The organism is Natrinema soli (genome assembly GCF_028618695.1).
Genome location: NZ_JAQIVI010000253.1, coordinates 1 through 16641, shown reverse-complemented (window position 1 = coordinate 16641; position 16641 = coordinate 1). Strand labels below are relative to the sequence as shown.

Annotated in this window: 16 protein-coding genes and 2 pseudogenes; 8 read left to right on the top strand and 10 right to left on the bottom strand. The window is 64.1% G+C overall.

Translation table 11 applies throughout. The features are described 5' to 3' along the window. Positions 1 to 103 precede the first annotated feature (103 nt). Positions 104 to 1600 (top strand): outer membrane protein assembly factor BamB family protein, encoded by a 1497-nt coding sequence (locus PGX04_RS16095; protein ID WP_273739438.1) that lies wholly within the window; start codon positions 104 to 106, stop codon positions 1598 to 1600. 149 nt (positions 1601 to 1749) lie between these two features. Here the strand turns inward: PGX04_RS16095 and PGX04_RS16090 are convergent, their stop codons facing one another. Together PGX04_RS16090 and PGX04_RS16085 are read right to left on the bottom strand one after the other, a co-directional pair. Further along, positions 1750 to 2133 carry a PD-(D/E)XK family putative nuclease gene (locus tag PGX04_RS16090; RefSeq protein ID WP_273739437.1) on the bottom strand — a complete coding sequence of 128 codons (384 nt, stop codon included), beginning with the start codon at positions 2131 to 2133 and terminating at the stop codon, positions 1750 to 1752. Positions 2134 to 2291: 158 nt separating this feature from the next. After that, positions 2292 to 2572 (bottom strand): annotated as a pseudogene (locus tag PGX04_RS16085) (hypothetical protein); the annotation flags it as partial. A gap of 381 nt (positions 2573 to 2953) precedes the next feature. Here PGX04_RS16085 and PGX04_RS16080 point away from each other — a divergent pair. Next, positions 2954 to 3139, top strand: a pseudogene (locus tag PGX04_RS16080) (hypothetical protein); the annotation flags it as partial. Next, positions 3139 to 3279, top strand: a complete 141-nt coding sequence (locus PGX04_RS16075) for a hypothetical protein (RefSeq protein WP_273739436.1) — start codon at positions 3139 to 3141, stop codon at positions 3277 to 3279. The pseudogene PGX04_RS16080 and the gene PGX04_RS16075, both read left to right, overlap by 1 nt. 29 nt (positions 3280 to 3308) lie before the next feature. Here the strand turns inward: PGX04_RS16075 and PGX04_RS16070 are convergent, their stop codons facing one another. Both PGX04_RS16070 and PGX04_RS16065 read right to left on the bottom strand, forming a co-directional pair. Next, positions 3309 to 3467, bottom strand: a complete 159-nt coding sequence (locus tag PGX04_RS16070) for a hypothetical protein (RefSeq protein ID WP_273739435.1) — start codon at positions 3465 to 3467, stop codon at positions 3309 to 3311. Between the two features lie 467 nt (positions 3468 to 3934). After that, complete coding sequence (locus PGX04_RS16065) at positions 3935 to 4300, bottom strand: hypothetical protein (RefSeq protein WP_273739434.1); 366 nt, start codon at positions 4298 to 4300, stop codon at positions 3935 to 3937. Positions 4301 to 4609: 309 nt separating this feature from the next. On the opposite strand from PGX04_RS16065, the gene ddfA reads away from it, so the two are divergent. Beyond that, positions 4610 to 4888: a DdfA family disk-determining factor gene (gene ddfA, locus PGX04_RS16060; protein ID WP_273739433.1), complete on the top strand. Its 279-nt coding sequence runs from the start codon at positions 4610 to 4612 to the stop codon at positions 4886 to 4888. 45 nt (positions 4889 to 4933) lie between these two features. On the opposite strand, the gene PGX04_RS16055 is transcribed toward ddfA, so the two are convergent. Then, complete coding sequence (locus tag PGX04_RS16055; RefSeq protein ID WP_273739432.1) at positions 4934 to 6292, bottom strand: zinc metalloprotease; 1359 nt, start codon at positions 6290 to 6292, stop codon at positions 4934 to 4936. Positions 6293 to 6451: 159 nt separating this feature from the next. Here PGX04_RS16055 and PGX04_RS16050 point away from each other — a divergent pair, with 159 nt between their 5' ends. From PGX04_RS16050 to PGX04_RS16040, 3 genes are all read left to right on the top strand, one after another. Then, a complete protein-coding gene (locus PGX04_RS16050; RefSeq protein ID WP_273739431.1) occupies positions 6452 to 9430 on the top strand; it encodes an ATP-dependent helicase in 2979 nt (992 codons plus the stop codon). Between the two features lie 220 nt (positions 9431 to 9650). Beyond that, a complete protein-coding gene (locus tag PGX04_RS16045) occupies positions 9651 to 10505 on the top strand; it encodes an alpha/beta fold hydrolase (RefSeq protein WP_273739430.1) in 855 nt (284 codons plus the stop codon). A 30-nt stretch (positions 10506 to 10535) separates the two neighbouring features. After that, positions 10536 to 11060, top strand: a complete 525-nt coding sequence (locus tag PGX04_RS16040; RefSeq protein ID WP_273739429.1) for an Lrp/AsnC family transcriptional regulator — start codon at positions 10536 to 10538, stop codon at positions 11058 to 11060. Between the two features lie 118 nt (positions 11061 to 11178). Here PGX04_RS16040 and PGX04_RS16035 read toward each other — a convergent pair whose 3' ends face one another. Then, positions 11179 to 11619 (bottom strand): PaaI family thioesterase, encoded by a 441-nt coding sequence (locus PGX04_RS16035; RefSeq protein WP_273739428.1) that lies wholly within the window; start codon positions 11617 to 11619, stop codon positions 11179 to 11181. A 1-nt stretch (position 11620) separates the two neighbouring features. Further along, positions 11621 to 13573 carry a 3-hydroxyacyl-CoA dehydrogenase/enoyl-CoA hydratase family protein gene (locus tag PGX04_RS16030; protein WP_273739427.1) on the bottom strand — a complete coding sequence of 651 codons (1953 nt, stop codon included), beginning with the start codon at positions 13571 to 13573 and terminating at the stop codon, positions 11621 to 11623. Between the two features lie 234 nt (positions 13574 to 13807). Here PGX04_RS16030 and PGX04_RS16025 point away from each other — a divergent pair, with 234 nt between their 5' ends. Further along, the gene (locus PGX04_RS16025) at positions 13808 to 13993 is read left to right on the top strand and encodes a hypothetical protein (protein WP_273739426.1); all 186 of its coding nucleotides are present in this window, start codon (positions 13808 to 13810) and stop codon (positions 13991 to 13993) included. Positions 13994 to 14198: 205 nt separating this feature from the next. Here the strand turns inward: PGX04_RS16025 and PGX04_RS16020 are convergent, their stop codons facing one another. The 3 genes from PGX04_RS16020 to PGX04_RS16010 form a co-directional block, all read right to left on the bottom strand. Beyond that, a complete protein-coding gene (locus tag PGX04_RS16020; RefSeq protein ID WP_273739425.1) occupies positions 14199 to 15260 on the bottom strand; it encodes a phosphotransferase family protein in 1062 nt (353 codons plus the stop codon). A gap of 377 nt (positions 15261 to 15637) precedes the next feature. Continuing rightward, positions 15638 to 16420, bottom strand: a complete 783-nt coding sequence (locus PGX04_RS16015) for an HAD family hydrolase (RefSeq protein ID WP_273739424.1) — start codon at positions 16418 to 16420, stop codon at positions 15638 to 15640. Next, a partial coding sequence (locus PGX04_RS16010) for an alpha-hydroxy-acid oxidizing protein (protein WP_273739423.1) occupies positions 16417 to 16641 on the bottom strand: 225 nt, incomplete at its 5' end. The genes PGX04_RS16015 and PGX04_RS16010, both read right to left, overlap by 4 nt.

The window sequence follows — 16641 nt, the reverse complement described above, 5'->3', positions numbered from 1 at the left end:
GATAGGGATATGACCGATATTCGTACGTCGTGTCGTTATGTGGAAACGACGATCTGTACTGGCGACTGGTGCAGCGCTGTCGATCGGGGTCGGACTCACTTCGGTGGGAGCCGCCGAGGCTGACATCGACGGGCTTCCGGATGGAGGCGCGGACTTCACGCGCCCAGACGGGGTCGCCTGGCGGTACGACGGTCCCCACGACATGCGTTCGGCGACCGTCGAGGGCGACCGGCTCTACACCGAGAACGACGGCACCGTGTACGCGATCGATACGGCGGACGGCTCGCTAGTGTGGGAGACCGGTGACATCGGAGCCAACGGGCCGCCCGTGGTCGAAGGGGGGATGGTCTACGTCGCCGGCGAGCCGGTCCAGGCGATCGACGCCGAGACGGGGGAGGTCAATTGGGAAAGCGAATTCGAGAGCTTCGAGATGGCGGTCGGCCACGGGATGGTCTACATCTCCGAGGACGGGACAGTCTACGCTCTCGACGCCGAGGACGGTTCCATCGAGTGGGAACGCAACGAGCTGACGGTCGAGTGGGAGATCAGCGGCGAAACCGAAGTGTTCACCGTAGATAGCTTGGAGGCGGGGGATACCGACGACGACCTGGTGTACGTGTCCGGCAACGTCGAAACAGGGTTGTTTACCGTTACCGGACTCGATCCGATGACCGGCGAACTGGAAATGACCATGGGTAGAACGGAGGAAGTCGCTGGGCTTGCCGCAGAATCCGGATACATGGGTATCCAACCCAACTTTGATTCCAGCTATCTGTACAACATATCGACCAAGGAACGTCTCGGTAGTGTGTATCCGTCAGTCGGCTACACGTTCAGTGGCGACGGCTTCTTCGGTGCCACCCGTTACGGCGTCGTCTCGGCATACGATCTCTCGGCCGGCGGCGAATTGGCGTGGGAGATGGAATACGCCCAAAGCTTCCCGCAGGTCGTCGGAAACACGGCCATCGCGCTCTACGGACCGAGTTCCGTCCAACACACTCCCGAGGAGAGCGAAGACGAAGATAGGGTGGTTGCCTACGACCTCGCGACCGGCGAGGAGCAGTGGCGCTACGTCTTCGACGAGCGCGAATGGACTGCTGGCAACGGCCCGTCGACGGGGGTCGAGATCGACGAGAACACGATCTACGTCAGCCGTGGCGGCGAGCTGTGGGCGCTTCGGTCCGAAACCGAAGCGCCCGATGATCCGGAGGATGGCGATCCTAGAGACGACGAGCAGGACGAATCTGACGAGCAAGACGAGGGCCAGCAGGACGAATCCGATAAGGACCAGCAGGGCGGCGAGGACGACAGCGACACGGGAGAAGACGACAACGACGACGGTGGATCTGGTAGCGACAACGGCGGATCCAGTGGCGATGACGATGACGGCGATGTCGGGAACGGAACCGCCGGAAATGGGGACGCTGGAAACGAGACGAACGCTGGAAACGAGACGGACACCGAGAACAACAGTGACGCCGACAACGTGCCCGGCTTCACGACCGGTTCGGGTCTTCTCGGCGGGGCGCTCGGCCTCGAGTGGCTGCGCCGGAAGGCCGGCGTCGACGAATCGACCAGCGTGAACGAACCGTCTGAGTAAGGGGATCCCGGGTCGGGAAATTCGGACGAGATCATCGAACAACGTACCGGATCCGCTATTTCACTGAAAAGGTCGCACACTACTTGCTCTGTACTTACCGCGAGCTTCACGGAACGTTCTGAATAAAGGGACCGTGCTACGATCTACCGTTAAAACGTAGAGTCGATCGCGATCTTCGCTTGTTCGGTCCCACGGTGATCGCCGCCACCGTGCCAACGGAGTAGCGGGAGATCGCTCGAGCGGACCATCGTATCGCAAGGAATCGTACAGCCCGATCGCCTCTGTGGCCGGTAGACGACGAAACAGTACCAGCCGTCGTGCCGCCGGAGCTTTTCGTGGTACTCGCAGTAGACCTTCCAGTTATCGGGCTGGCCGTCGGAATGCTCGTGCATCGTCGATTTGATCTCGACGGGTGTTCCGTTCCCGTATCTCGCGTCGTGCCAGCTGGCCCGCTCGAGATCGAACCGTCGTTTCTCGGCCATCCGCTTCTCGATGGCGGTCCCGAAGTGGTTCGCTCGGTTCGAGTGGTTCACGCGGACCACGCGCGTCGCGCGCCGATATATACTCCTCCGCTGGCCTCGAGCCGCACGCCCATCGCTCGCTTCGCTCCCGGGAGGGAGCGAGCGCGGTGGGCTGTGGGCTACTCTAAAGGGGGGATAGTTACGCTTTACAGCTTGACACCCCGACGCAGTCATGCGATCACCTGTTCGACCGTGGAAACCCATTCGGCCTTTTCGCCGCCTCGTCAATATCTCTCCATCAATTTGAGACGGTAGCATGTCTATACGGCACGAATTCGGCGGTTGCACGCGGCGACATTCCCTGGCGACGGCAGATTTCCCTCGTCCAGGCAGCGACTCGTTTCACGTCTTCCTCGGTGATCGCCTCGTCTTTCTCGTCGCCTCCAGGCGCGGATCAGCTCCAGTCGGCCTCGTCGTTCGTGTTGACCGACCAGTCGGTCGGTCGAATGCCTCGAGCGGTACTGATCAATCAAACCGACGAAAATCGGTACAGCCACACGGGCATTCCTTCCCAGTTCCGATTGGGAGGAATACTTCATCCGGTAGTTCTCGCGAAGCTATTGGATTTCCACAATCTTCACAAATAACGACAGTTGTCGGACGATCTTGCAGTGCAGTCATCGGTACAGGTGACAGATGGGTCAATTATGGCTTAAATCGAACTAGGATACAACATGTTGTCTCCATTCATCTACTGAGAGCTATATTCAGCGTCTGCATCGGACGCTACAGTCCGCTACTGGTCACGAGGACGGTGGTTCACGATGAACCGTCTCGTTGAGACCGACGAGTGCGAGCGGTGCGGTGACCGCATCGACGCGCTTCGTCGGTTGTGGCCGGACTATACGCGCGTCGTTCGCGACGTACGAGAGGGACCGCTACGAGTTCTCGAGCGTCGGAGCTCGAGAGTTCGACGGCCAGCGGTGACGCACTCGAGGCCGAGATCGTCCAGATCGTCGACGCGCTCGAGTACGTGAACGATCACACCGCAACCTGGCACGACGCTCGGACGGCGGCTTGATAGTCGACGGGCTCGCCGACGAGCTGGGGAAGCACCCCGCGACGATCTACCGGGCGATCAGCGATCTCGGCGAGGTCCTCGAGCTCGATCAGGGCGACGTATCATTCCGCGCTCGAAAGCACCTGTTCAACTCGTAGCGTCTCGTCCCCTCGAGCGGGACTCACAGTCACCGACGAAGTTCGTTCGTATACACTGCGAGCGTGAATACTGCACCCAGGGGAAAGAATATGAAGAACAGGTCCCTGAAGGCGACTCCAATCAGGGAAATTTGGAGGCCGATGAGCATGTTCATGATGTCGTTCTGGCGGTCGGCGGTATCGCTCATACCGATATCTGTTGGTCACAACCATATGAACTGTTTCATTTGACAGAATTCGCTCGAGTGAGTCAAACTTCTCACAGGACAGTCGCGCCACGACTTCGGATACGAGAGTCTGTAGCCGTGACTGAGCCACAACGAATTTACGGGCCCCACGCTATCATTCTCCACAAATATAGTAGTTTCAAGTCATTATAAGGGAGTAATCAGAATGGAAGCGACGCTCCATCCGCCGCCGGGGGCTGCGCCGAAATGTCCCGGGTGCTGAAGCCACCCGAGACGCGCTTCCAAATCCCTATCCGGGATTCACAAGCATGATCCCGCACATTCGACCGGGATAGAAACGTCCCGCCCGACGGACGCGTGCATCGACTTGAGGCGCGACGGGGTCGAGCACCACCCGTCACTCGCGGTAATTGATGACGATCTCGGACGCGACGATTTGAACGCGACACACTACCGAATACCGGCGATTAGCTCTCGATTCGGGCGCTGTACTCGAACTCGCTGGCGCTGAGGGATTCCGAGAAGTCGATATCGAACTCGAGTTCGTACGTGTTCGACTGCTCGCCGTCGACGGTTATGTCACGCCGTTCGGTGTAGGTGTCACCGCCGGTCATATCGACCTGGCCGATCAGCGCGTCGGATTTCGACGATCCGCTCGTGTTCGAGACCGCGACGGACAGGACGACGTTTCCGAACGTCGTCGTCTCCGCGGACGTGTCGTCGACGGTCAAGCCACCGCCGATTCCACCGACATCGCTGCCGGAACAGCCCGCCAGTATCGCTATCGTCCCCACGCCGACGCCGCTAAACATCGATCTTCGAGTGAGCCCCATCTGTTCCGCCGATTCCGTGCGACCGGCTTGGTTCCTTCGATTATGGTGGCGATTCGACACATCGCGATCGTTGGTATCCCCTTCGGAGCCCGACCGAGCGCGCACCGCTCCTCGAGATGGATCGCAACGGCGGACCTTCCCGTGACCGACAGTGGCACGGTCTCCGGATTCTCGGCCACCGAATGGTCGCTCTACGGATTGTCACCCGAGCGGCGGGCGGGTTCGGCCGTCTGACGCGCGTCTGCGATGGCTGTCAGCCGTCAGTAACGTATCGAGGGAAGTATTGCGATCCTCGTTGCCGACCGTCATATGTTAGCAACGATTCCGACCAGCATCAGGGTAGTACAGGGGGTGGCGGCACACGAGGGGACCGATCCGATGGATCTCGAGCCGCCGCTGCACGCGGTCATCGATACGGACGCGCTCGACGCGCTGTTTCGTCCGGCCGAGGACGCGAGCGCGGCCACCGCGTCGATCGAGTTCGCGTACCGAGACAAACACGTAACCGTCGATAGTGCGGGTCGCGTCGATGTGACGGCGGACGACGCCGACCACGGCGGTTCGACCGGGCCGGGCCCGGGCCAGTAACCGTCGAATCCGATCGGCAACACCCGTCGACTGCCGCGCCTCGAGTCACCCGTCCACGGTGACGGACGATGTCGCCGGCGTAAACATGTACTCGTCGAGATAGTCCCAGTCGTCGAAGGTTCCGGGTCCGGATTCCGAGGAGAAGCCGTAGAACTCCCGCGGCGCGTCGTAGTTCATGACGCTCGCGTAACTCCGGAAGCTGTATCGGGCGGAGTCGATCCCGTCGAAGTCAGTGTTCGATAGCCCGAGCGAGTGGCCCAGTTCGTGCATCACGGTCGACCCGGTATGGTCGCGGCCCCGCTGCGATTCGACCATCATCGTTCCGAGCCCGGCCTTGCCGATGACGTTCCCCCGCGCGGTATCGCCGGCGACGTTCTCGACGATGGCCAGATAGTGATAGCCCTTTCCCGCCCGGTCGAAGTACCGCGATCGGTACTCGGTCAGCTCGCCGACGTCGGTCGACGATTCACGGGGAATCGTGTTGCTATAGACGACGTGCAGGTCTGCGCCGGACGATCCGTCGGGGTTCGAGAGCGGCGCGGTGTCGAACTCGTCGACGACTCGCTCGATCTCGGCGCGCTCGAGGTCGACCCCTTCCATCCGGTTGAGTTCGACGTAGATGTCGGTCCGAAGCGGGTCGGCGTCGGGATAGAGCTCCTGTCGGTGGACCTCCGCGCCGTCCGCGAGCCCGTCGCCGTCCGCGTCCAACTCGAGCGGATCCGTCCCGTGCTCGGTGACTTCCGCGCCGTCGTCGAGTCCGTCACCGTCCGTATCGGCCGCGGTCGGATCGGTGCCGTACTCGCCGATCTCGGGGCCGTCCGCGAGCCCGTCGTCGTCCGCATCCGCCGCGAGCGGATCCGTCCCGTACGTCTCGAGTTCGTCGGGATCAGACAACCCGTCGTCGTCGGAATCGGTCGTCAACGGATTCGTCCCGTGCTGGCGGACTTCCGTCCCATCGTCGATGCCGTCGCCGTCAGTGTCCGCCTCGAGCGGGTCCGTCTCGTAGTCGCGAACTTCCGGGGCGTCGTCGAGACCGTCTCCGTCGGTGTCCGCCATAGCGGGGTCGGTCTCGTGGTCACGGATCTCCGCGTCGTCGTCGAGTCCGTCGCTGTCAGTATCCGCCTCGAGCGGATCCGTCCCGTGGTCGTGCACCTCCGTTCCGTCCGCGAGCCCGTCACCGTCCGTGTCCGCGACGGTCGGGTCGGTCCCGCGTCGCTTTTCCGCGCCGTCGTCGAGTCCGTCACCGTCGGTATCGTCGTCGAATGGGGCGGTTCCGTCGCGGAGTTCCACCATCATTGGCTCCCCGTCGCCGTCGGGATCAACGACCGTCGCTCCGGCGACGACTCCCGTCGTCAACAACCCGACGACGAGAACCAGAACGGTGAGCAGCCGCGATGATAGCATTTCCTGAATGTCTCGAACGGAAGAATAACTGTATTGTGGCTGTCCCCGTGCAAAACCGATCCGACGCTGCGCCGGTCCGGCGGGACGCGAACTGCCGGCCGTTTCACTTTCACCGTGCTGTCCAAACCCTCTTACACGCCGGTCCCGGAGACGACGGTAATGGACGGGAACGAGCGCCTCGAGTTGCCGGTCGCCGACGACGCCCTCCCTTTCGATCCCGCCGCTACGACGATCGAGGACGGCGACGTCTTCGACCTCCTCGAGCCGGCGGTCCAGGAGTGGTGGCTCGCGGAGTTCGGCGAGTTCGTTCCCGAGAACGACGGGTTCTTCACGCCGCCACAGCGGGGCGCGATCCCGAAGATCCACGACGGGACGAACACCCTGGTCTGTGCGCCGACTGGCAGCGGCAAGACCCAGGCCAGTTTCTGTGCGATCATCAACGAACTGTTCAAACGCGACGGGGCGGGCGGGCTCGAGAACTCGGTCTACTGCCTCTACGTCTCCCCGCTCAAGTCCCTCGCGAACGACATTCACCGCAATCTCGAGGTGCCCCTCGAGGGGATCGAGGAAATCGTCGCCGAGCGCGACGGCGACGAGTCGATGGGCGAGATCCGCCACGCCATTCGCCACGGTGACACCTCCTCGAGCGACCGACAGAAGATGCTCGAGGAGACGCCGCACATACTCAACACGACCCCCGAGACGCTGGCGATCCTCCTCAATTCGCCCAAGTTCCGCGAGAAGCTCCGCACCGTCGAGTACGTCATCGTCGACGAGATCCACTCGCTGGCGGCGGGCAAGCGAGGGACGCACCTCTCGGTGAGCCTCGAGCGACTCGAGGCGATGGCCGCGGGCGACATCACCAGGATCGGCTGTTCCGCGACGATCGAGCCGCTGGATCGCGTGGCGGAATTTCTGGTCGGCTGCGAGGAATCCGGTGGCGACGGGACGGGACGCGTTCGGGATTCGGACGGCGATCCTCGCAGCTCGACTGCACCGCCCTCGAACCACGCGAGCGGCGAGGGCCCCGATCGAAGTGACTGCCCTGATCGAAGTGACCGCCCCGACGATTCGAACGAGAGTGAGAACGAACGGCCCGGACGCGAGCGGGAGACTCGCACGGAGACGGGGACCGAAGCGACCTGCGAGCCCCGCGACTACGAGATCGTCGACGCCCGCTTCGCCCGCGAGTTCGATCTCCAGCTCGAGTGCCCGACGGACGACCTGATCAACACGCCCCGCGAGGTCGTCCAGGAGCGATTCTATCGGATGCTCCACGACCACGTCCAGGGGCACACGAATACTCTCGTTTTCACCAACACGCGCTCGGGCGCGGAGCGCGTCCTCCACAACCTCCGGGAGCGATTCGACGCCTACGACGAGGAGAACTCGGGCTGTCACCACGGGAGCCTCTCGAAGGAGGTCCGACAGGACATCGAGGGTCGGCTGAAAGACGGCGACCTCGACGTGGTCACCTCTTCGACGAGCCTCGAGCTGGGGATAGACATGCCCCACGTCGATCTGGTCGTGCAGGTCGGCTCGCCCAAGTCCGTCGCCGCCTTGCTCCAGCGGGTCGGGCGGGCGGGCCACCGCGTCGGCCAGACCGTCACCGGCCGGGTGATCGCCCTCGACCGGGACGAACTCATCGAGTGTGCGGTCATGCTCAAGACGGCCGCGGAGGGGTTCGTCGACTCCGTGTCGATCCCCGAGAACGCCCAGGACGTGGCCGCCCAGCACGTCTACGGGATGGCGATCGCCGAGATCAGACCCGAGTCCGAACTGAAAGCGATCCTCCGACGGGCGTACCCCTACCGAAACTACTCCGAAGCGGAGTACGAGTCGCTCATGCGCTACCTGACGGCGGAGTACGCCGGCCTCGAGGATCGCAACGTCTACGCGAAGATCTGGTGCGACGAGAACGACCCGCCCGACGGCGAACACCACTACGAGGAGTACCCGGTCGGCGAGCGGTTGATCGGCAAGCGCGGCCGGCTCGCGCGGGTCATCTACATGACCAACATCGGGACGATTCCGGACTCCTTTACCTGCGACGTCAAGACGCGCGCGAGCGACGAGTGGGTCGGCCAGTTGGACGAGTCCTACCTCGACACCCTCGAGAAGGGAGACGTCTTCGTCCTCGGCGGCGATCACTTCGAGTACAGCTATCGACGCGGGTCGAAGGTCTACGTCGACCGCACGAGCGCCCGGCCGACCGTCCCCTCGTGGTACTCCGAGCGGCTCCCCCTCTCCTATGACCTGGGCCGTGAGATCCTCGACTTTCAGGGCGAACTCCTCGCACACTACGAGGACGGCGGTCCCCCGCGGGTCCGCGCGTGGCTCCGCGAGTTCCCGCTCGACGACGACAGCGTCCGAGCGATCGCCCGCCTGTTCGAGTACCAGTGTCGGTACGCCGGCGCGGCGAGCGTGAGTACGCCCGACCGGCTCGCGATCGAGGTCGTCCGCGACCGCGAGGAGTACGAACGCCACTACTACGTCCACTCGAACTACGGCCGCAAGGTCAACGACGGGCTCTCGCGCCTGTTCGCGTACCGCTGTGCGCAGGAGGCGACCGCCAACGTCCGCGTGGCGGTCGCGGACAACGGCTTCGTCCTCTCGATGCCGCTCAACCGAAAGGTCGACATCGAGGGCGTCATCGACGACCTCGAGCCCGACGACGTCCGCGCGGATCTCCGGGCGTCGCTGTCGGGAACCGACCTCCTCCAGCGGTACTTCCGGATCAACGCGACCCGGTCGCTGATGATCCTCAAGCGCTACAAGGGCTACGAGAAGTCCGCGAGCGAACAGCAGGTCTCCAGCGAGATGCTGCTGGGGTTCGCCGAGGAACTCGAGAACTTCGCCGTGATCGAGGAGACCTACCGCGAGATCCTCGAGGACAAGCTGAACGTCGCCGAGATCGAGGGCATCGTCGACGCGATCGACGCGGGCGAACTCGCGGTTTCGCGGCGGCTCCTCGATTCGCCGACGCCGCGGGCGTTCGGTCTCGCGACGCTCTCGGCCAGCTACGTCGTCCTCGCCGAGGACGGGCGCGCCGCCCTCCAGTCGTTCCACGACCGCGTGCTCGAGGAGATCGGCGAGGAGTCGCTGGCGGGGCTGTCGACGGGTCCCGAGGGCGAGTGACGGACCGGTCCGCACTCGAGTCGTGTTCGCCGCCGAATCCGACTATCGCGTTACCATCGGTAGCTCTCTCCCAAACTGACTTTGTGTTGGAAACTGAAATGGTGGTATATCACCGATGATGCGCCAGACAATTCCACGCGAAGGGGCCGACGATCCGTATCGCGAATTCAACGACGGGAACCGTCGTCCACCGAACGGCCGACGGATCGGGGTGCGATAGATGGTCGATCACGAGACCTGGAGCGACGAGCAGTCGACGACGACGGTCTCGGTCGACGACCGGGATCTCGAGGTGGCGTACCACGACGCCGGTCCCCACGAGGGTGAGGGCCCGCCGGTCGTCTTCGTCCACGGCATTCCGACCTGGTCGTTCCTCTGGCGCGATATCGTGCCGGCGGTCGCCGAGGATCGGCGCACGATCGCGCTCGACATGGTCGGCTACGGCAACTCCGCGATGAGCGACGATTTCGATCGCTCGATCCGGGCACAGGAGCGGGTGCTCGAGGCCTTCCTCGAGGATCTCGGCATCGATCGGATCGCGCTCGTCGCCCACGACATCGGCGGCGGCGTCGCCCTGCGCTTCGCCGCGCACAACCCCGACGCGGTCGACCGACTCGTTCTCTCGAACGCGGTCTGTTACGACTCCTGGCCGGTCGAGTTCGTCTCGAACCTGGGCCTCCCGTCGACGGCCGATCTCGAGCGCGAGGAACTCGAGGGGCGCCTCGATTCGGCGTTCGTCGAGGGTGCCTACGGCGAGGCCGATCCCGAGTTCGTCGACGGCATGAAAGCGCCGTGGCTGACCGACGAGGGCCACGTCTCGCTGGTCCGCGACGCGGTCGCGACGAACACCAACCACACGACCGAGATCGACTATGAGGCGATCACCGCGGAGACGGTACTGCTGTGGGGCGAAGACGACGTGATGCAGCCCTACGCCTACGCCGAACGATTGGCCGAGGATATCCCGGACGCGACACTCGCGCCGCTGTCGGACGCTTACCACTGGGTGCCCGAGGACCGATCCGACGCCTACGTTGACCGCCTCCGCGAGTTCCTATCCGGAACGGAAGTGTAACAGTATGCCAGCTACGACACTCACGCACGTATGAGTGGTGACCCACCAACCTGGGATTTCAAAGATCGCGACATCGCGATCCTCTGTGAACTCTCGAACGATCCGCAGTTGTCCTCTCGGGAACTCACGCAGGTGCTCGAGGAGGAGTACGACATCGACGTCTCCCACGTCACCGTCAGCGAGTCGATCCGACGGATGCGCGACGAGGGCGTCTTCCGCGAGGCGATCATTCCCAACGAGGAGTACTACATCTTCGCGCTGTTCGAGTTCAAGTTCAATCCAGAGAACTTCGCCGACAGCTGGCGCAACGCGATGGAGTACATCAAGGCGGACAAACACACCCTGTTCTTCTTCCTCTCGGACGGGGAGTATCAGTGGAAGACCGTGATGATGTTCCGCGACCGCCAGGAGGTCTCCCAGTGGATCCACGAGTGCTACACCGAATACGGCGACGTCATCGCGAACATCCGCAACTCGGCGGTTCACAACGTCCTCAAGTTCCAGACCGATCCGCGGATCTACGAGGATCTCCGAAACGAACGCAACGAACGGTGACTGTACCGGTCGGGCTCGTTTGATACGGATTGCTGTCACGGGTTCACGGCGCAACGGCGACCGTCTTGCGGGTGCGCCGAAACCGACTGACAGGAGTTCGTCTGAGAGGTGGGGACCGCTACTCCCGAAACAGCCGGTAGGTCGTCCGACCGACAGCGGCCTCGCCGTCTGCCCCCTCGACGGTGACGTCGGTAACGCCGGTCGAGCCGCCGGCCCGGAGCACTTCGGCTTCGGCTCGCAGGTCGCCGGTCGCCGGCCGAAGATACGAGACGGTGAGATCGGTCGTCGTCAGAAAGGCCTCGCTCGGGTTCTCGAACGTGGTGCGGAGCGCGAACGCGCTCGCGGTGTCGATTAACGTCGCGACGATACCGCCGTGGACCGGATCGTGGCCGTCGGTGCCGATGGGGTTCTCGAAGTCCTCGTTCCGTTCGATGGCGAGGACCGCCCGTCCGTCCGCGAGGTGTTCGACCTCGAGGTCGAGCCACGACAGGTAGCCGTGGCGCTGGACGAACGACTCCCACTCCGGCCACCCGGACGGCTCGTCCGGCCCGCCGGTCATGTCACTTGCCCTCGAACTCGGGCTCGCGATCCTCCGCGAAGGCCGCGGTCCCTTCCAGGACATCCTCCGTACTCGTCAGGAGCCCGAAGCCCTGGCTCTCCATGGCGAGTGCGGCTTCCATGCTCGCGTCCTCGCCCTCGTTCATGACCTTCTTGGCGATCTTGAGGCCGATCGGCGGACCGCCGGCGAGGTCGGAGACGAACTCCCCGACGGTGTCGTCGAACTCGTCGCGCTCGACCGAACGGTTGATGAGCCCCCATTCCTCGGCGCGGTCGGCGTCGATGTGGTTGCCTCGGAGGACCAGTTCCTTCGCGCGGGTCTCGCCGAGGATGCGGGTGAGCCGCTGCGTGCCGCCGCCGCCGGGGATCAGGCCGAGGTTGATCTCCGGCGCGCCGAACGAAGAGCGGTCGGTCGCGACTCGCAGGTCACAGGCCAGCGCGAGTTCGAGGCCGCCGCCGAGACAGAAGCCGTCGATCTTCGCGATGACCGGCCGTTCGAAGTCGTTGACCGTCTCGAAGGCGGGCGTGACGTCCATCAGGTCGGTCGGGCCCGCGTCGCTGAAGCCGGAGACGTCCGCACCGGCACAGAACGCGCGATCGCCCGCGCCCTCGATCGTCGCACACCGGACCTCGTCGGTGTCGACCGACGAGAACAGGTCGTCGATCTCGCCGAGCAGGTCGTTCGAGAGCGCGTTCATCCGGGACGGTCGGTCGAGTTCGACCTGCAGGACGCCGTCCTCGAGCTCGTAGTTCAGGTCGTGGTAGGGGCCGAGTTCGTCGTCGCCGTAGTCGTAGAAGCCTGCGCCGGCGTCCTCGCCGGTCTTGCCCTCCTCGACGAGTTGCTCGAGGTAGGGATGGGGGTCGAAGCGGTCGGAGCCCGTCTCCTCGGAGAGCGTCTCGAGCTTCTCGAGGACCTCGTCGATGCCGATCTTGTCGGCTCGTCGGCAGATGCCCTCGGGGAAGCCGAGTCCGAGCTGAACGCCGGTGTCGACTTCCTCGGGTTTGGCGACGCCGTCGCCGACGAGGGAGGCGGCGGCGTTGATCATGCGCGCTTCGACGCGGAGCCAGTCGAAGTCGCCCGTGTCCTCGGGCTGGTAGTCCGCGCCGTCGCCGTCCTCGTAGTCGTAGAACCCCTTCCCGGTCTTCTGGCCGAGTTCGTTGTTCTCGACTTTCTCCTCGATGATCGGCGGGACCGGCTGACCGGCTTCCTTACGGACGTGGTAGCCGATGTCGATCCCGCTCAGGTCGGCCAGTTCGAACGGCCCCATCGGGTAGCCCCGCTCGTGGACCATCGTCGCGTCGACCTCGCGGATCGTGGCCTCGCCGTTCGAGACCATCCAGGAGGCCTCGTCGCCGAACGGCCCGACGATGGTGTTGACGACGAAACCGCGGACATCCTTGCGGACGTAGATCGGCGTCTTGTCGATCGACTTGACCCACTCGTAGCCGACTTCGGCGGCCTCGTCGCTGGTGTCCTGGCCGTAGATGACTTCGACGAGGTCCATCTTCACCGGCGGGTTGAAGAAGTGCAGGCCGAGCACGCGCTCGGGCGTGTCGACGGCCTCCGCGACGTCCGAGATCGGCAGGCTCGAGGTGTTCGTCGCCAGCAGCGTGTCCTCGCTGGTGAACTCCTCGAGGGAGGTGAAGATGTCGTGTTTCAGGTCGAGGTCCTCGGGTGCGGCCTCGATCACGAGGTCGGCGTCGCCCACTGCCTCCTCGAGGTCCGTCGTGATGTCGATCCGCGACAGGACCTCGTCGGCGGACTCGTCGATGAGTTCCTTCTCCTCGAGCTTCTGGAGGCTCCACTTGATCGACTCGTAGCCGTCCTCGACGAACTCGTCTTTGATGTCGCGCATCGTGACGTCGTAGCCGGCCATGGCCGTTACTTCGGTAATTCCGTGCCCCATGTTCCCCGCGCCCAGCACTGCAACGCGGTCGATGCTGTCCAGTGACATGGTCGTGTGATTGCTCGGGATCGTCTTAATACCACCGAACCGACTTAGCAATGTTAAGCCCGTTGTCTGCCGTTGTACCGCACATACGCTGACTCGAGATTGGAGTAAACGTCTGTAACCGCAACTCGGGTTTATTCCGACCGAACGGCCGACAGCGGTCGACGGGGATGGGACGAGTTCGATTTCGCGATCGACTCGAGTCGTCCCGCTCGAATGCCCCTCGTCGATTGCTGCATGGGACGTACAGGGGAGCAACGTCTCATTCCAGACCGGTCAACCGACGTGCGGTGGCGCGCGCTGGGTCGCGGCGAACCGACGGTGAGCCGCGAACCGATTCTGCGCGAGGTCGTCGCGAGCGGAGCGAGTGACGGCTTGGAAGACGCGAGCGTCTTCCAGTGGATGAGCGAACGAACGGAGTGAGTAAGCGAATCGGCTGGGGAGGGCGTGGCGATTCCCTGTTGCCACGATAGCAGGACGCTTTGTCACTCACAATCCCATCAGTGACCCACTGTTCCATTCACTCCACTACCGAACAGTTCGTTCGACGACAATCTGATGAGCCAGCCGCTTCAGCATGATTCGAGGTGGAGCCTCCGACCGCAAGGAGCGAGCGAAGTCAGTCCCGCTACAGCGGTTCGTCGCCCTCGATGATCCGCTTTGCGCGCGCGGCCAGCGCCGGGACGCGCTCTTCCATCAGCGGGTACATCGGATCGTCGCTGTTCCCCTCGAGGTAGCGCCGGAAGAACATCTCGCCGAGGCCGGCCAGCTTGTAGACGGCCAGCGTCCGGTAGAACCGCTCGTGTTCGAACTCGTAGCCGCTCAGCTCCTCCCAGCGCTCGACCAGTTCGGCTCGGCTCGAGTAGCCCTCCCGCTCCATGAAGCGGGTCGAGAGTTCGGGAATCGACGGCTCGGGGTCTTTCGCGTCGCGCCAGTAGGAGAGCATCCAGCCGAGATCGGCGCGCGGATCGCCGAGCGTGGCCATCTCCCAGTCGAAGACGCCGATCAGTTCCGGCGGCGTCCCGGGTCCGAACATGACGTTGTCGAGCTTGTAGTCCCCGTGGACGAGGGTGTGGGGGTGTTCCTCAGGAACGTTGTCCCGGAGCCAGTCGCCGACCTCGTGGAGGTCGGACACTTCGCGCTCGTCTTCGGTCACTTCGAACGCCCACGAGAGCTGTTTCCCCCAGCGGTCGACCTGTCGCTGGGTGTAGCCAGCCGGACGGCCGAATTCGCCGAGGCCGATTTCCTCGTAATCGAGGTCGTGGATCTTCGCCAGATTGTCGACGAGTTCCTCGCCGATCCGCTGTCGGTGCTCCGGCGTCGCGAACCGCTCGGACTCGTCCTCGCGGAGGACGTCCCCCTCGAGTTGCTCCATCACGTAGAAGTCGCTGCCGATGATATCGTGGTCTTCGCAGGCCAGCACCGGGGTCGGCACGGGAACGTCGGTGTCGGCGACCGCGTTCGTCACGCGATACTCGCGGAGGACGTCGTGTGCCGTGTCGGCGGTTTCGCCCGGCGGCGGCCGCCGGATAACGAGTTCGCGGTCGCCCCAGGTGACGAACAGGGTCTCGTTCGAGTGTCCCTCCTGATGGCGGATGATGTCGTAGTCGTCAACCTCACCGAGGTTCGCTCCCAGATACGCGACCAGCGCGTCCTCATCGACGAGGCGCTCGTAGTAGTTCTTGCTCATTGGAGCGATGGGGCGGTGCTGTCGGCGCGGGCGGCTGATACGGTGTCGTCCGTCGATTCGTGATTCGCTGTGGGCATTGTCGTCTGCTAATACACACCCCCTTTACGAAAATAGTTACGCCGCATCCTCTCATTTACAATGTATGTGGGGTGCAAGTTACCAATGAGCGCGAATAGTAACCGGAAGCGCGACGGCAGGCGGCCGCTCGAGCGGAGTCGTCGTGGACGCCCGTCGAGAACGCGATCGAAGCACTGGACGACACCGGCCGTCGCGAGATAATCTCGGCGCTCGAGGAGGCGATGACCGCCAGGGAAATCCCGGTCGAAGCCGGGGTGTCGCTCTCACGGCGTATCGGACGTTCGAGCCACTCACTGAACTCACTCGTCTCGCGTGTCCTCGCCGGACTGCGCTCGAGTTCCCGATGGGTGTGATCCATTTCCATCGACAATCCCGAGCACGTCCGTCGGCGTCTCGATCCGGTAGGAGACGGCCGGGCCGTCGTCGGCCCCGAACGCGACGCCGTGCATCCCCATGTCGGCGGCCCCCTTCACGTCGTGGTCGTAGCGATCGCCGATCATCAGCGACCGTTCGGGGTCGACGCCGGCCTTCTCGAGCGCGGTCTCGAACATGGCCGGATCGGGCTTGGTGCGCCCCACTTCTTCGGAGGTGGTGATCGAGTCGAAGTGCTCCCGGACGCCGAAGCGCTCGAGCATTTCCCGGCCCTCCGCGTCGTCGACGTCGCTGATGACGCCGACGTGGAGGTCCCGCTCGGCGAGGCGTTCGATCGTCTCGACGGCTCCCGGAATCGGCTCGATCGACGCGCGGACGACCTCGTCGAATCGGGGCTGCCAGTCCGCTCGAGGGATCTCCTCGCCGACGATGGCTTCGACGCCGCGGTGATAGCCGTCGCGAGCGGACCGGAACTCGGTGCCGTCGCGCTCGCGGAAGTAGTCCCCGACGGTCGACCGCCAGGTGTCGATAGCCTCCTCGACCGTCGCGTCCACCTCGCGGCGCTCGAGCACGTCCGCGATGAAGTCGGCGTGGGCGGCCTGGACGGAATCGAGCGCGAGAATGACGCCGCCGATGTCCCAGAAGACGGCCTCCCACTCGCCGTCTGCGGGTGCGGTTGCGTCGCCGTTCACCGTCGCGTCCTCGCTCATCGCTCGGCCCTCCGGATCGTCGACCGGTCGATTTCGTCGAGGCTCGCACACCCCGAGAGCCCGACCGTCAGATCGAGATCGGCGAGCAGATTCTCGAGGACTGCGCTGACGCCGTCCTCGCCGCCGATTCTGAGCCCGAGGGCGTAGGGCCGACCCAGCAGGACCGCGTCGGCACCGAGCGCGATCGCCCGGATCACGTCGCTCCCGCGCCGGATGCCGCT

Excerpts from the sequence above, each read along its gene's own strand:
- PGX04_RS16070 (WP_273739435.1), bottom strand. The coding sequence starts at position 3,467 with ATGAGCGATACCGCCGACCGCCAGAACGACATCATGAACATGCTCATC.
- PGX04_RS16065 (WP_273739434.1), bottom strand. The coding sequence starts at position 4,300 with ATGGGGCTCACTCGAAGATCGATGTTTAGCGGCGTCGGCGTGGGGACG.
- ddfA (WP_273739433.1), top strand. The coding sequence starts at position 4,610 with ATGTTAGCAACGATTCCGACCAGCATCAGGGTAGTACAGGGGGTGGCG.
- PGX04_RS16055 (WP_273739432.1), bottom strand. The coding sequence starts at position 6,292 with ATGCTATCATCGCGGCTGCTCACCGTTCTGGTTCTCGTCGTCGGGTTG.
- PGX04_RS16050 (WP_273739431.1), top strand. The coding sequence starts at position 6,452 with ATGGACGGGAACGAGCGCCTCGAGTTGCCGGTCGCCGACGACGCCCTC.
- PGX04_RS16045 (WP_273739430.1), top strand. The coding sequence starts at position 9,651 with ATGGTCGATCACGAGACCTGGAGCGACGAGCAGTCGACGACGACGGTC.
- PGX04_RS16040 (WP_273739429.1), top strand. The coding sequence starts at position 10,536 with ATGAGTGGTGACCCACCAACCTGGGATTTCAAAGATCGCGACATCGCG.
- PGX04_RS16035 (WP_273739428.1), bottom strand. The coding sequence starts at position 11,619 with ATGACCGGCGGGCCGGACGAGCCGTCCGGGTGGCCGGAGTGGGAGTCG.
- PGX04_RS16030 (WP_273739427.1), bottom strand. The coding sequence starts at position 13,573 with ATGTCACTGGACAGCATCGACCGCGTTGCAGTGCTGGGCGCGGGGAAC.
- PGX04_RS16025 (WP_273739426.1), top strand. The coding sequence starts at position 13,808 with ATGGGACGTACAGGGGAGCAACGTCTCATTCCAGACCGGTCAACCGAC.
- PGX04_RS16020 (WP_273739425.1), bottom strand. The coding sequence starts at position 15,260 with ATGAGCAAGAACTACTACGAGCGCCTCGTCGATGAGGACGCGCTGGTC.
- PGX04_RS16015 (WP_273739424.1), bottom strand. The coding sequence starts at position 16,420 with ATGAGCGAGGACGCGACGGTGAACGGCGACGCAACCGCACCCGCAGAC.